Genomic DNA, 13,612 nt, shown 5'->3' on the forward strand with positions numbered 1-13,612 from the left:
GCGTGGCTGCCTAGCGGGCGGCCGCTCGAGGTCCCCGGTTGCCCGGGCTACTGCCTAGCTGTTCCGCCGATGCGGCTGACTGATGCCCGGCTGCTCGGGCCGCGGTTGCCGGGATTGCCGCCTTGTGGTTTCGGCTGATGCTGTTGACCGGCGCGTGGCTGCCTAGCGGGCAGCCGCTCGAGGCCTCCGGTTGCCCGGGGCTACTGCCTTGCTGTTTCCGCCGATGCGGCTGACTGATGCCCGGCTGCTCGGGCCGCGGTTGCCGGGATTGCCGCCTCGTCGTTTCGGCTGATCCTGTTGACCGGCGCGTGGCTGCTCACCGGCCGCCGGGATTCCCCCTTGTTGGCCCCCTCATCCCGGTGACCGGCGCTCGGCCGCTCATCGGCGCTACTCGTGTCCCAACCACCGCGTCAGGGCGGTTTCCAGACCGTCGATTCCCTCGGCTGCAGCCCAGGCCACGAAACCGTCTGGCCGCACCAGTAACCCGCTCAACCCGGCCCCCTCCGGGCGGCCCCGGACCAGCTCCAGGCGTCCGGCGTACGGCTTGGCCAGCACCGCGACCTCGTCGTCCCCGGCGAGATCGAGCAGCACCGCCCGACCCCCAAAGAAGGCCGGCGACGTGCCGTCATCCAGCCGGGGTACCACCGAGCCGACGATCGGGTGGCCGCTCCCGAAGTCGTAATGCTGGTCCAAGCCGGAGATCCGCTTCGCGTAAAGGGTCGCGCCGTCCCGAGTGCCGAGGAACCGGGTGACCACGTCCCGGAGTGCGCTGCTGTAGGCGTCGCCGCGCATGGCGGCCACCTGGGCGCGGGTCCAGTCGAGGACGCCGGCGCCGATCGGGTGCCGCTCTTCGGTGTAGGTGTCGAGCAGGCCGTCCGGAGCCCAGCCCCGCACGGTGGCGGCGAGTTTCCAGCCCAGGTTGACGGCGTCACCGAGCCCGAGGTTCAGGCCCTGGCCGCTGAACGGCGAGTGCACGTGGGCGGCGTCGCCGCAGAGCAGCACCCGGCCGCGGCGATAGGTGCTCGCCTGGCGCGCGTGGTCGGTGAAGCGGGTGCCGCCGTCGGCGACGGCCGTCACGTGGACGTCGAGGCCGCTGACGTGCCGGAGGCTCGTGTCCATCTCGGCCGCCGTGACCGGCGCGTCCCGGTCCGACGGCGGGCCGTCCAGCTCGACCGTGCGGATCCAGCCGGGCCGTGGTCCGTAGACGTAGAGGCCGGTCGCGGTGTGCTGCCAGCCCCGCCCCAGCAGCTCCGCGCCTTCGACGGTGCCCGTCGCCTGGCGGACGGTGATCGTCGGGTCCGTGCCGGGGAAGTCGAACCCGGCCAGGCGCCGGACCAGGCTGCGGCCGCCGTCGCAGCCGGCGAGCCAGGCCACGCGCACGTCACCGCTGTCCCGCAGGTGCACGGTGACGCCGTCCTCGTCCGCGTCGAACCCGCTCACCTCGACCCCGCGCCGGACCTCGACCCCCAGCTCCGCCGCGCGCTCGCCGAGGATCCGCTCCACCTCGACCTGCTCGACGGGGACGTACCACGCGGGGCCGCGGCCGAGCAGAAGGGGATCCTGCTCGTCGACGGCGCTCGCGGGCACCTGGATCCCGCCGAAGTGCCCGGCGAACGGCGCCCGTTTTCCCTTGGCCTGGAACGGCAACTGCCCCTGCGCCGCCTCGATCGCCGGGAGCAGCCCGCGCCGCTCGAAGATCTCGGCGGACGCGGTGTTGATCCCCGCCGCCTTGGGTGCGGTGTCGGGCTCGGTGCGCCGTTCGACCACCACGACCCGGGTTCCGCCGAGGGCCAGTTCGGTGGCGAGCAGCAGGCCGACCGGCCCGGCACCGGCCACGAGCACGTCGTATTCCGTCGTCATATAAGATAGACTACTCTATCCAAAGGAAGAGGTGACGGTGCCCGAGCGACGCCGCGGAGCGGCCCTGGAGAAGGCGATTCTCGACGCGGCCTGGGAAGAGCTCGCTGCCCACGGCTACGCCAAGTTCACGATGGACGCCGTCGTCCAGCGCGCCGGCACCAGCCCGCCGGTGCTCTACCGCCGCTGGTCCGGGCGTGACGAGCTCGCCCGGGCGGCCATCGCGCACGTCCTGGAGCAGGCCCGGATCGACGTCCCGGACACCGGGAGCCTGCGCGAGGACGTCCTCACCCTGATGCGGGAGATCAACCGCACGCGCGCCCGGTTCGTCACCGTCATGAACGCGCACCTGGCCGGCTACTACCAGGAGACCGGCACCGGCCCCGGCGACCTGCTCGCCGCGCGGCACCGGAAGGGCGCCGACGTGCTCTTCGAGCGCGCCGTCGCCCGCGGCGAGATCGACCCGGAGCGCCTCAGCGAACGCATCAAGTCGCTGCCCTTCGACCTGCTGCGCCACGAAATCCTGGTGACCTTCGCCCCCGCGCCCGACCACGTCCTCGAAGAGATCGTCGACACGATCTTCCTGCCGCTCCTGAGCTGAATCGCTTTAGCCTGCGGCCTCTTCCGTGCGCGCCAGCTCGAACCGCGCGCCGATGCGGTCCCAGATCTCCAGTGACCGGCGGAAAGCGTGGGTGTCACCGGTGAACCGGCCCCGCGCCCGCGCGACGCACGCGGCCGCCCAGTCGTTCTCCTCGGCCGTGCGCTCGGCCTGCTCCAGCCGTTTCTCCGCGTCGGGCAGCTCGGCGAGCACGGCCAGCTCGGCGCCCGCCGCGTTCGCGTACGCCCGGTACCACGGCTGTGAGAACTCCTGGAAAGCGTTGCGCACCAGGCGATCCGCGTCGCTCAGGTGTCCGGTGTGGACGGCCAGCCGAGCCTCCACGAACGCCGTGGTGGCCGCGAGGCGCCGTGAGCGCGGGTCGGGGTGACCGGCGAACTCCAGCGTGCGTGCCCGCCAGAGCCCGTGGTCGCCGCGCAGGCCGGTCGCCAGCTCCAGCACCTGCACCGACGGCGTCAGCCACGCCAGGAGCGGGGCCCCCGCGGCGCGCCACTCGGCGAACGCCCGCTCGCCGAGCTCGACGGCCTCGTCGAACCGGCCGGACAGCGTGAGCGGCGCCAGGTACTTCAGCAGCGAGACGAACGGGTAGTCGCCGTTGACCGGGTCCTGCTCGGTGGCGCGGGCGGCGATGGCCAGCGCCCCCGGCAGGTCACCCACCGCCAGCGCGGCCACCGAGACGGAGTGGAACAGGTCGAACATCTCGATGCCGTCGGCCGGCCGGTGCCGGGTGAGCGTCGGCAGCAGGTCCAGCCGCTCGCGGGCGATGCGGTAGGCCTCGCGCAGCCGGCCCTGGCGCGCGGCGGCCGAGTTGGCGCTGTCCAGGGCACCCTGCAGCAACGTCGGATCGTCCGCCTCGTGCGCGGCCTCGACGGCGGCGGCCGGGTCGGCCCCGCCCGCCCAGGCCCGGGCGGTGGCGAGCACCGCCGCGTGCTCCCGGTCCTCGGCCGGCGCCCGTCCGGCCCGGGCCAGCAGGTCCGCGCGGCGGGCGGCGGGCACCGGGTGGCGGAAGTCCCCGACGAAGCGGGTCGCGAGGGTGACGGCCAGGGCCAGCAGCACGGCCCGGTCGCGCTCGTCACCCGCGCGGTCGGCGCCGGCGAGCAGCAGGGCGAACGCGTCGTCGCCGTCGGCCAGCGACTGCGCGGCTTCCGACGCGCTGCGCAGGTCCCGGACGGCGTCGCCGGGCGTGACCGCCCGCCCGGCCGCGGCGCGGTAGTGCGCGCGGGACTCGACGAACGAACCGCGGGCGAACGTGAGGTGGGCCAGCGCCCGGCCCAGCCGGTGCGCCACCGGATCCGGCTCCTCACCGGTCCTGGCGAACGCGGCCCGCAGGTCGTCGACGACCTCGTCGTAGCGTGACGCGAGGTCGTCCTCGTCGAGCCGGGTTTCCAGCTCCACGGCGACCCGGCTGGCCCACTCCAGGTGCGCCCGCAGTACCTCGTCACGGTCGTCGTCACCGGCGAAGTGCGCCTGCGCGAACGCCCGGACCGTCTCCAGCAGCCGGTACCGCGTGCGGTCGGTGCCGCGCCGCACCACCAGGCTCTTCTCCACCAGCCGGCCGAGCAGGTGCGCGACGGTGCTCGGCCGCTCGCCGGGGGAGACGGCCGCCGCGGCGTCGAGGTCGAAGCCCGAAGCGAACACCGCGAGCCGCCGGAACAACGCACGTTCCGCGGGCTCCAGCAGGTCGTAGCTCCAGCCGAGCACGTCGCTCAGCGAGTGGTGCCGCGCCTCGCCGCCGCGGCCGCCCGCCACCGCGCGCAGCCGGTCGTCGAGGGCGGTGAGCAGCCCGTCGACGCCGATGGCGGCGGCTCGCGCGGCCGCCAGCTCGATGGCCAGCGGCAGCCCGTCGAGCCGGGCGCACGCCTCGGTGACCAGTGCGGGAGCGGCGGCGAATCCGCGGTCGACCCCGCGGGCGCGGTCGAGGAACAGCGTCTCGGCGGCCGAGCCGAGCGGCAAGGGCGGCACCGCGTGGGCCTCCTCGCCCGCGACGCCGAGCCGCTCCCGGCTGGTCGCGAGGATCCGCAGCCGCCCGCCCGTGCGCAGCAGGGCCTCGACGAGCCCGCTCGCCTCGTCGAGCACGTGCTCGCAGTTGTCCAGCACCAGCAGCATGACCCGGCCGCGCACCCGGTCGGCCACGCTGTCGGGCAGCGGCCGCGGCGGGCGTTCGGTGACGCCCAGCGCGGCGGCCACGGCGGCGACCACCTGCCCGGGCGGCACCGGCACGAGGTCGAGGTACACCACGCCGGCCGGGAACCGCGGGGCCACGGCGGCGGCCGCGGTGACGGCGAGCCGGGTCTTGCCCACCCCGCCCGGCCCGGTGAGGGTCACCAGCCGGGCGGTGTCCAGCGCCGTCCGCACGGCCTCGAGCTCCTCGGCGCGCCCGACGAAGCTGGTCCGGGCCTCCGGCAGCACCGCGTCCTCGGCCCGCGCCCCCAGCTCGGCCGCCTCGGCGGCGAGCACGGCCAGCTGACGCCGGTCGCTCGCGCCGCATTTGCGCAGCAATGCCGACACGTGGCTTTCCACCGTGCGGGCCGAGATGTGCAGCCGGAGGGCGATCTGCGCGTTCGTCAGGTGCTCGCCGACCGCCGCGAGCACCTCGGCCTCCCGGGCCGAGACGTCTCCCCGCGGCAGCGTGCTCATCCCGCACATGATTCCGTACCCGATCCGTGGTGACCACGGATGACCGCAGGTGCCGCGTGGCGCAGGCTCTTCCCATCGGACAAGCCGACCACCAGGAGGAACACCATGCGACGTCTCGTCAACTCGACCTACATCTCGCTCGACGGCGTGATCGAGAACCCGCACCACTGGCCTGCGAGCGGCCCCGACGGCGGTCAGGGCGAGGCCGTCCAGACCGAGCTGCTGCTCGCCTCCGACGCCCTCGTCATGGGCCGGCGCACCTACGACGGGTTCGCCCCGGTGTGGCCGACCCGGTCGGGCGACCCGGCGAGCGACCGGATCAACGCCATGGCCAAGTACGTGGTTTCGTCGACCCTCACCGACCCGGAGTGGAACAACACGACGGTCATCGGGACGGATCCGGTGGCCGCGATCGAGAAGCTGAAGAACGAGCCGGGGGAGACCATCCTGCAGTACGGCTTCGGGCAGCTCACGCACGCGCTGCTGGACCACGGCCTGGTCGACGAGATCCGCCTGTGGTTCCACCCCCTGCTCGTCCGCGGCGGCGGCGTGTCGGACCTGCTGTTCCGCGAAGGCTCCCTGACCCGGCTCGAACTGGACACGGTGACCAAGCTCGACTCGGGCATCGTGATCCTGGGCTACCAGGTCCGCTGATGGACCTCCGCGAGTTCGTCAAAAGACTGACGGTGCCCGACGGCGTCACGGTCCCGGCGGAGCTGAAGCACGGCGACGTGACCGCCCGGGCGATCACCCGCGCCGACCTGGCCGACGACGTGGCGGGCATCAACGCGAGCCTGGACCTCATCCGGCGGACCCGGGGCGGCGGCTGGCCGACCGGACCGGTCACCGAGGACTACAACTACGTCGACCTGGTGTGGCACGAGTGCGAGTTCCGCGACGGCGGCTCGTACACCTACGTCCTGCGCGACCCGGCGGGCGGCTACCTGGGGTGCTGCTACCTGTACCCGATGGGCGGCCGCACGAAGCTCACGGAAGACCTGCTGGACCACGACGTCGACGTCAGCTGGTGGGTGACCCCGGGCGCGTACGACCGCGGCTTCTACCCGAAGGCCCACGCGGCTTTGACGCACTGGCTGGCCGCGGACCTCCCGTTCCGGAAGCCGTACTTCTCCAACCGGCAGCTCCCCGGCTGACGACCGGCTTCGGCGGCCGGGCCGCGCATGAGAGGCTTGACCACGGCCGTAGCCGCCGACGCGAGGTGGCGCACCGTTGGGGGGCGGTCCGTCGAAACGTCGAAACCGAGGCCGCCATGACGTACCCGCCGAACCCCGGCCAGCCGCCGTACCCGGGCCAGCAACCCTATCCCGGCCAGCAGCCCTACCAGGGGGAACAGCCTTATCCGGGACAACAGCCTTATCCGGGGCAGCAGCCGTACCCGGCGCCGTCGGGCGGCTTCCCGGCGCAGCCGTACCCCGGTCAGCCCTACCCGCAGGCGCCCTACCCGGCGCCGGGGTACGGGATGCAGCAGCCGAAGCCGAGCGGGGCCACCGCGATCACCGCGGGGGTGCTCGCGGTGCTGGGCGGGCTGTTCAACCTGCTCGCCCTGATCGGCAGCATCGTGGTGCTGGTGGAGATCCCCGGCCTGTACTGGCAGAACATCCTCGACCTGGTCGAGGTCGTGCTGGTCGCGGGGACGCTGCTGCCGGGCGGCATCCTGCTGTTCCTGCGCAAGCCGGCGGGGCGCATGCTCACCATCGTCGGCAGCGGGCTCGCCATCCTGGTGACCGTCCTGTCGGTCGTGCTCAACGCGGCCGGCCTCTGGCACCTGGGCAGCGGCGTCGGCGGTGTGTACCTTGGCGGCGCGATCGTCGGCCTCCTGCTGGTCCTCGTTCCGGCCGGGGCGACGCTGACCCTCGCGCTCGTCAAGCCGACCGCGCTCTGGTGCGCGAGCGGCGGTGCGGGCCGGCTCCGCTAGCCCCAGGTCAGGAACCGGTAGTGCAGCCCGGTCGAGGACTCCAGCCACGCCCCGGCAGAGTCCGGCGGCCGGGCCATGTCCGGGGCGTGCGTGTCGCCGTCGAAGGACTCCCGGAGCTCGGTGACGACGATCCGGTCCGCGAACGGCAGCGCGGCCCGGTACACCGCCGCGCCGCCGATCACCCAGACGTCCCCGGCCGCCGCGGCGAGAGCCTGCGCCAGGTCGGGGAACGTCTCGGCACCGTCCTGCGGCGTGCCCGAAAGCACGAGGTTGCGCCGGCCCGGCAGCGGCCGGAACCGCGGCGGCAGCGACTCCCACGTCCGGCGTCCCATGAGGACGGTCGCGCCCGCGGTCAGGGTGCGGAAGTGCTTCAGGTCCTCCGGCAGGTGCCAGGGGAGCGTGCCGTCGCGGCCGATGACACCCCCGGCCGACTGGGCCCAGACGAGCCCGATCACACCGCCACCGGCGCCTTGATGCCGGGATGCGGGTCGTAGCCCTCGACCGTGATGTCGTCGTAGGTGTAGTCGAACAGGCTGTCCGCCGGCCGCAGGCTCAGCGCGGGGAACGGCCGCGCCTCACGGGAAAGCTGCGTTCGGACCTGCTCGACGTGGTTGTCGTAGACGTGGCAGTCGCCGCCCGTCCACACGAAGTCGCCGACACCGAGGCCGGCCTGCTCGGCGATCATGTGCGTCAGCAGGGCGTAGCTCGCGATGTTGAACGGCACGCCGAGGAACAGGTCCGCGCTGCGCTGGTAGAGCTGGCAGGAGAGCTCGCCGTCGGCGACGTAGAACTGGAAGAACGCGTGGCACGGCGGCAGCGCCATCCGCGGGATGTCGGCGACGTTCCACGCGGACACGATGATCCGCCGCGAGTCGGGGTTCTCGCGCAGCGTGCGCAGCACCTCGGCGATCTGGTCGACGTGCCCGCCGTCCGGGGTCGGCCACGACCGCCACTGGACGCCGTAGACCGGGCCGAGCTCGCCGTCCGGCGCGGCCCACTCGTCCCAGATCGTGACGCCGTTCTCCTGCAGCCACTTGACGTTCGAGTCGCCGCGCAGGAACCACAGCAGCTCGTAGGCGATCGAGCGGAAGTGGACCTTCTTCGTGGTGATCAGCGGGAAACCGTCGGACAGCCGGTAACGCAGCTGGTGGCCGAAGATCGACCGCGTGCCGGTGCCGGTGCGGTCCGCTTTGCGGGCGCCGGTGGCGAGCACGTGGCGGAGCAGGTCTTCGTACTGCGTGTCAGGCATGCCCTGGAGCGTAAACGAGCGGCTGCGCCGAATGGCGCAAGGGCCGGGCCGATCACGCTTCGTCGTCGGAGGACTCCTCCGGCGGCCGCGTGCCGAGGAGCTGGTGGGCGCGCAGCGCCATCTGCATCTCCAGCCGCTGCAACGGGTCCGCGAGGCGGTCGCCGAACAGGCCCGTGAGCTGCCCGACGCGGTAGCGCACCGTCTGCGGGTGGATGCCGAGCGCCTGCGCGATGTCCGGGGTGCTCCCGTTGTGCTCCAGCCAGCTCAGCAGCGTCTCGGCCAGCCTGAGCTGCTGCTTGACCGTGAGGGACGCGAACGGCGCGAGCACCTTGTCGGAGAGCCGGTCGAGCAGGAACCGGTCCAGCAGCAGCCAGAGCGTCGAGAGGTGGTCCGAGCTGTGGGTCACCGCCCGGTCCTCGACGAGGCCGCGCCGGACGAGGTCGAGGGTGCTGCGGGCCCAGCGCCGGGACGTCGCCGCCTCGGCCGGCCGGACGCGCGGGCCGGCCGCGGCGCGCCAGCCCGGCAGCCGGCCTTCGAGGGCGGGCAGGTCGCGGTCCGGGTCCGGGGTCAGCAGGCAGGGCTCGCTGCCTTCGAGGTCGAGCAGCACGTCGTCCGGCAGCTGGGGCGCGGCCGGCAGGTGCTGCTCGTCACGGGGTTCGAGCACGACGACGGTGACCCACTCCGGGATCTCCCACTTCGCGGCCTTCGCCGTCGTCGCCACCGTGGCCGGTGCGGACGCCGGGGTGGCCAGGAGCAGTTCGAGCAGCCGTCTGCGCCGGCGTTCGAGCGTGCCCGTCGCCCGCGCCTGGGCGAGGGTGTAACCGTGCACCGAGTACGACGAAATCTCGTCCACGTAAGCGAAGATGGCCTCCGCGCCGACGCAGAGGATCGCCGCCGGGAGCCGGTGCACCTGACCGAACTGCGAGACGTAGCGCCACGCCGCGCGCCCGCCGGCGCGGTAGGCGGCCTGCAGCGAGTTCAGGCTCCCGCCGTCGTGGTACACCCGCTTGCCGACCTCGACGAACAGCCGCGGCCAGTCGTCCTGTGTGGACTCCCGCTCTTCGACGGTGTCGATGCAGCTGACGACCGCCCGCTCGATCGCGAGCACGATCACCTTGCCGAACTCGCCTTCGAGGGGCTTGGCGTACTCGGGCACGGCCCGCTGGATCTCTTCGAGGATCCGCCGGGCGACCGGGTCGGCGTGCGGCCGGAACCGCCGCGCGATCTCGGGAGGCAGGGAGCCCCAGAGCCGCCGCGCCTGACCGGCGTTGCGCGGCTGCGGGACCAGGTGCTCCACGCCGTGCGAAACCGTCCGCTCTCCGGTCGTCCGCGTCACTGGTCACCCCTTGACGCACGACGGCGGCGACTTCCCCGGTGAAGTCCGCGTGACACACCGCGTGCTCACGTGGCGCCTGACGCTCCGACACCAGACGCGCACGCCATGTACTCACACGCGGTCCGATTTGGCAACCGTTGATCTTGTGTGCGGGTGAGGCCCTGTCGCAACGCGAACGCCCGGACGGCGGAACTTGTCACCATCCGACAAAGTCCCCGGACAAGTGGACACTCACCTACGGACGGGGTTTGCCGGGCCGATTTGTGAGCTCGGACGGTATCTTCGCCCGCGCCCCGGTTGTTAGCGTGATCAGCTGTTTCCGCTGTTCACGACCGGGGAGAACAGGATGACGGCGCTCGTGGCGTGGTGTTTCCGGCGGGCGCCGTGGGTCGTGGCCCTGTGGCTGGTGGCGCTCGGCGGGCTCGTCTTCGGCGCGCTGCACACCGGGGTCGCCTACCGGGACACGGTCGCCCTGCCCGCCGCGGACAGCTCGGTGGCGGCGGACCTGCTGCGCGTGACCGGGGACCAGGAGCGCGTTGTGGTCCGGTCGGTCGACCACACCCGGGTCGGCGCGCTCGCGAGCCGGCTGCGGACCGTGCCGCACGTGGTCTCGGTCGATCCCGGCCCGGTTTCGGAGGACCACCGCGTCACGGTGCTGGACGTCCGGTTCGACGCCGGGGCCGAGGCGCTGGGCCAGGCGGTGGCCGACGACTTCGCCGGCGTCGTGCGGGACGCCGGGGTGCCGGCCGGGGCGTCCGGGCCGCTCGCCGCGATGACCGCGGCCGCGCCGGACCTCGGCAACGCCGGGATCGGGCTGGTCGCCGCCGCGGTCGTGCTGCTGGTGGCGTTTGGCTCGCTGACCTGCGTGCTGCTCCCGGTCCTCACGGCGTCGGCGTCGGTGGGCTGCGCGCTCGCGGTCGTCGCGCTGCTGTCGCACGTCATGACCGTCCCGAAGATCAGCACCGAGATCGCCGCGCTGCTCGGGCTCGGCGTCGGCGTGGACTACGCGCTGTTCGTGCTCACCCGCTACCGGCAGGGGATCCAGGACGGCCTGGTCGCCGAACAGGCGCTGGCGGCCGCCGCGAGGACGTCGTGCCGCAGCGTGGTCTTCGCCGGGGTGACGGTGTGCGTGTCCCTGTTCGGCATGTTCACCGTGGGGATGGCGTTCCTGGACGGGATCGCCGTCGCCGCCGCGGTTTCCGTGCTGCTGACGATGTTCGCCGCCCTGACGTTGTTCCCCGCGTTGCTGCGGCTGCTCGGACGGCGGATGCGCGTCCGCCCGGCGCGTCCCGGCGGGCTCTGGACGCGGCTGGCGAAGTCGGTGACCGCCCGGCCGGCGCCCTACGCGGCGGCCGCCGTCCTGGCCGTCGCCGTGCTCTCGCTGCCGATGACCGGCCTGCGGCTCGGTGTGCCGGGCGCGGAGCTGGACCCGCCGGGCAGCGTCACCGAGCTCGCCGCGGAACTGCTCGAAGACGGCTTCGGGCCGGGCGCGAACGGGCCGATCCTCCTGGTCGGCCACCTCGACCACGCCGCGGCGGAGACACTGCGCCAGACCGTGCTCACCCGCGCCGACGTCGGCCCGCCGGGTTACCTGCCCGGATCCGTCACGGTGCTGACGGCCGTGCCGCGGACCGCGCCGGACGACCCCGCCACCGCCGACCTGCTCGGCTGGCTGCGCGCGGTCGCCGGGCCGGACGTCCACCTCGGCGGCGTCGTGGCCACCCAGGCCGACTTCGCCGCCGCGATCACCGGCCGCCTGCCGCTGTTCCTGCTCAGCGTCGTCGGCATCTCGGTGCTGGTGCTCGCCTGGGTGTTCCGCAGTGTCCTGATCCCGCTGACCGCGGCGGTGATGAACCTGCTCACCGCCGCCGCGACCACCGGCGTGGTGGTGTGGGTGTTCGGCGCGCCCGTCGAGCCGTACCTGCCGGTGTTCCTGTTCGCGGGCCTGTTCGGGCTGTCGATGGACTACGAGGTCTTCCTCATCGCGCGGATCCAGGAGGAGTGGCGCCGCGGAGCGGACACCCGCGGGGCGATCGTCGAAGGGCTCGTGTCGACCGGGCGGACCATCACCGCCGCCGCGCTGATCATGGCGCTGGTGTTCGTCTCGTTCGCGTTCGTGGACGCGCGGGTGGTGCGCGAAGCCGGGGTCGGGCTGACGGCCGCCGTGCTCCTGGACGCCGTGCTGATCCGCTGCCTGCTCGTGCCCGCGGTGATGGTCCGGTTCGGTGAGGCGAACTGGTGGTTCCCGCGGCGGTTGCGTCCGCGTGAGCACCGTTCCCGCACAATTCCTGTGCCGGATGACAAGCGCGAAGTCCTGACCTCGAGCGACCATTGATCCGATTCCGCGCCGTTGTTAGTTTCCGGAAACCACCCGGTGAAAGGAGACCACCGAAATGATTCGCGCCGGTGCGGCCGCCATGGTCATCGCCGTGACCGCCGCTCTTTTCCCGGGCGTCGCGGCGAGCGAGGGATTCGCCACCAGTTTCGCCGACGTGCCCGCGACCGGGGGCATCACCCTCGGCGCCATGGTGATGCAGCCGTCGTCGCCGGGGCCGCACCCGCTCGCCGTCCTGATCGGCGCCTGGGGCGGCGGCCGCACGCAGAACATCATCCCGGCCCGTGACCTGGCGAACCGCGGTTACGTGGTGATCTCCTACGGCGCCCGCGGGTTCGGCGAGTCCGGGGGAGCGGTCGAGGTGGCCGGGCCGGACGACATCACCGACGTCTCCACGGTCATCGACTGGACGCTGGCCCACACGGCCGCCGACCCGGCCCGGATCGGCGTCGGCGGGGTGTCCTACGGCGCCGGGATCGGCCTGATCGCGGCCGGGTTCGACGCCCGGATCAAGGCCGTCGCCTCGCTCAGCGGCTGGGCGGACCTGGTCGCCTCGCTGACCCAGAACGACACCCGCCACGGCCTCGCCGGGCTCGTGCTCTACCTGTCGGGCAAGGCCAACGGCACGCTCAGCCCCGAGACCGACACCATGCTGAACAAGTTCCTCGAACCGGCGATCTCCGACGCCGACTCGCAGGCCGTGATCGACTGGTCCCGGCCGCGCTCACCGTTGTCCTACGTGGACCGCATCAACGCGAACCACCCGGCCGTGCTGGCCATCCAGACCTGGAGCGAGACGGTCTTCCAGCCCGGCCAGCTGGCCGATTTCTACCAAAGACTCGTCGGCCCGAAGCGCGCCGAGTTCGTGCCGGGCGACCACGCCGCGTCCGAGTCCGGCGGTCTGCTGGGCCTGCCCAGCGACACCTGGACGTCGGTCTACCGCTGGTTCGACGCCCACGTCGCCGGCACCGACACGTCGATCGAGAGCGAGCCGCCGGTCGTCACCCGGGCCCGTCCCGGCATGCAACGCCCGGAGTACCAGCCGGACTGGCCGTCGTTCGCCGCGCCGCCGACGCGGTCCTACCTCGGCCGCGACACGCTCCAGACCGCTCCCGCCGCCTGGACCGGCAGCATCGCGGCGAACCGCGACACCGTCGCGAACGGCGGGATCCCGCTGGCCACCTACAGTCTCGAGGCGCTGAGCGGGAACCCGCCGACGGCGTTCCTGTGGCAGGTCGACCGGGGCAGCGGCGCGGTCTGGACCCAGCCGCCGGTCAAGGCGGCCACCCAGCTGCGCGGGTCACTGCGTGCCCACCTCACGGTGGTGCCGCCCGCCGCCGCCGGAACGGTCGTCGCCTACGTCTACGACGTCGACCCGCTCGGCACCGGCAGCCTCGTCAACTACCTGCCCTACAGCTGGAAACACGCGACGCCGGGGCAGCCGCAGCCGGTCGACCTGGACTTCTCGCCGACCGCCTACACCGTCGCCGCCGGCCACCACCTGGCTTTGGTCGTCGACTCGAAGGATCCGCTGTTCCTGGACTGGAACACCGGCGACGGACGGCTCGGCTTCGTCTCGACGGCGGCCGACCCGTCGTGGCTGGACGTACCCGTGCGGAAGACTGGAGTGACGCCGTGACCGGAAC

11 protein-coding genes are annotated in these 13,612 nt (G+C 73.1%); 6 read left to right on the forward strand and 5 right to left on the reverse strand.

The features are described 5' to 3' along the window. Positions 1-387: 387 nt before the first annotated feature. Positions 388-1,860, reverse strand: coding sequence for an FAD-dependent monooxygenase (locus ACIOD2_RS42965; RefSeq protein WP_400551178.1), 1,473 nt, complete (start codon positions 1,858-1,860; stop codon positions 388-390). Between the two features lie 37 nt (positions 1,861-1,897). Between ACIOD2_RS42965 and ACIOD2_RS42970 the strand changes: the two genes are divergently transcribed. Further along, positions 1,898-2,458 (forward strand): TetR/AcrR family transcriptional regulator, encoded by a 561-nt coding sequence (locus ACIOD2_RS42970; protein WP_400551180.1) that lies wholly within the window; start codon positions 1,898-1,900, stop codon positions 2,456-2,458. Positions 2,459-2,464: 6 nt separating this feature from the next. On the opposite strand, the gene ACIOD2_RS42975 is transcribed toward ACIOD2_RS42970, so the two are convergent. Then, positions 2,465-5,110, reverse strand: coding sequence for an ATP-binding protein (locus ACIOD2_RS42975; protein ID WP_400551181.1), 2,646 nt, complete (start codon positions 5,108-5,110; stop codon positions 2,465-2,467). Positions 5,111-5,215: 105 nt separating this feature from the next. On the opposite strand from ACIOD2_RS42975, the gene ACIOD2_RS42980 reads away from it, so the two are divergent. The 3 genes from ACIOD2_RS42980 to ACIOD2_RS42990 all read left to right on the forward strand — a co-directional run bounded on the left by ACIOD2_RS42980 (position 5,216) and on the right by ACIOD2_RS42990 (position 7,046). Continuing rightward, positions 5,216-5,764, forward strand: a complete 549-nt coding sequence (locus tag ACIOD2_RS42980; RefSeq protein WP_400551182.1) for a dihydrofolate reductase family protein — start codon at positions 5,216-5,218, stop codon at positions 5,762-5,764. Continuing rightward, positions 5,764-6,264 (forward strand): GNAT family N-acetyltransferase, encoded by a 501-nt coding sequence (locus ACIOD2_RS42985; protein WP_400551184.1) that lies wholly within the window; start codon positions 5,764-5,766, stop codon positions 6,262-6,264. The genes ACIOD2_RS42980 and ACIOD2_RS42985 overlap by 1 nt, the downstream gene beginning before the upstream one ends. Positions 6,265-6,380: 116 nt before the next feature. Beyond that, positions 6,381-7,046: a hypothetical protein gene (locus tag ACIOD2_RS42990; RefSeq protein WP_400551185.1), complete on the forward strand. Its 666-nt coding sequence runs from the start codon at positions 6,381-6,383 to the stop codon at positions 7,044-7,046. Here ACIOD2_RS42990 and ACIOD2_RS42995 read toward each other — a convergent pair. The 3 genes from ACIOD2_RS42995 to ACIOD2_RS43005 are packed head-to-tail and all read right to left on the reverse strand — an operon-like array spanning position 7,043 to position 9,592. After that, positions 7,043-7,501, reverse strand: coding sequence for a dihydrofolate reductase (locus ACIOD2_RS42995; RefSeq protein ID WP_400551187.1), 459 nt, complete (start codon positions 7,499-7,501; stop codon positions 7,043-7,045). The genes ACIOD2_RS42990 and ACIOD2_RS42995 overlap by 4 nt on opposite strands. Then, a complete protein-coding gene (locus ACIOD2_RS43000; RefSeq protein WP_400551188.1) occupies positions 7,498-8,295 on the reverse strand; it encodes a thymidylate synthase in 798 nt (265 codons plus the stop codon). The genes ACIOD2_RS42995 and ACIOD2_RS43000 overlap by 4 nt, the downstream gene beginning before the upstream one ends. Positions 8,296-8,347: 52 nt before the next feature. After that, entirely contained in the window at positions 8,348-9,592 is a 1,245-nt protein-coding gene (locus ACIOD2_RS43005; RefSeq protein ID WP_400551618.1) for a helix-turn-helix domain-containing protein, read from the reverse strand. Positions 9,593-9,977: 385 nt separating this feature from the next. On the opposite strand from ACIOD2_RS43005, the gene ACIOD2_RS43010 reads away from it, so the two are divergent. Together ACIOD2_RS43010 and ACIOD2_RS43015 are read left to right on the forward strand one after the other, a co-directional pair. After that, positions 9,978-11,966 (forward strand): MMPL family transporter, encoded by a 1,989-nt coding sequence (locus ACIOD2_RS43010; protein WP_400551189.1) that lies wholly within the window; start codon positions 9,978-9,980, stop codon positions 11,964-11,966. A 58-nt stretch (positions 11,967-12,024) separates the two neighbouring features. Beyond that, positions 12,025-13,605: a CocE/NonD family hydrolase gene (locus ACIOD2_RS43015; protein WP_400551190.1), complete on the forward strand. Its 1,581-nt coding sequence runs from the start codon at positions 12,025-12,027 to the stop codon at positions 13,603-13,605. Positions 13,606-13,612 lie beyond the last annotated feature (7 nt).

The organism is Amycolatopsis sp. NPDC088138 (assembly GCF_044741685.1).
Classification (GTDB): Bacteria; Actinomycetota; Actinomycetes; order Mycobacteriales; family Pseudonocardiaceae; genus Amycolatopsis.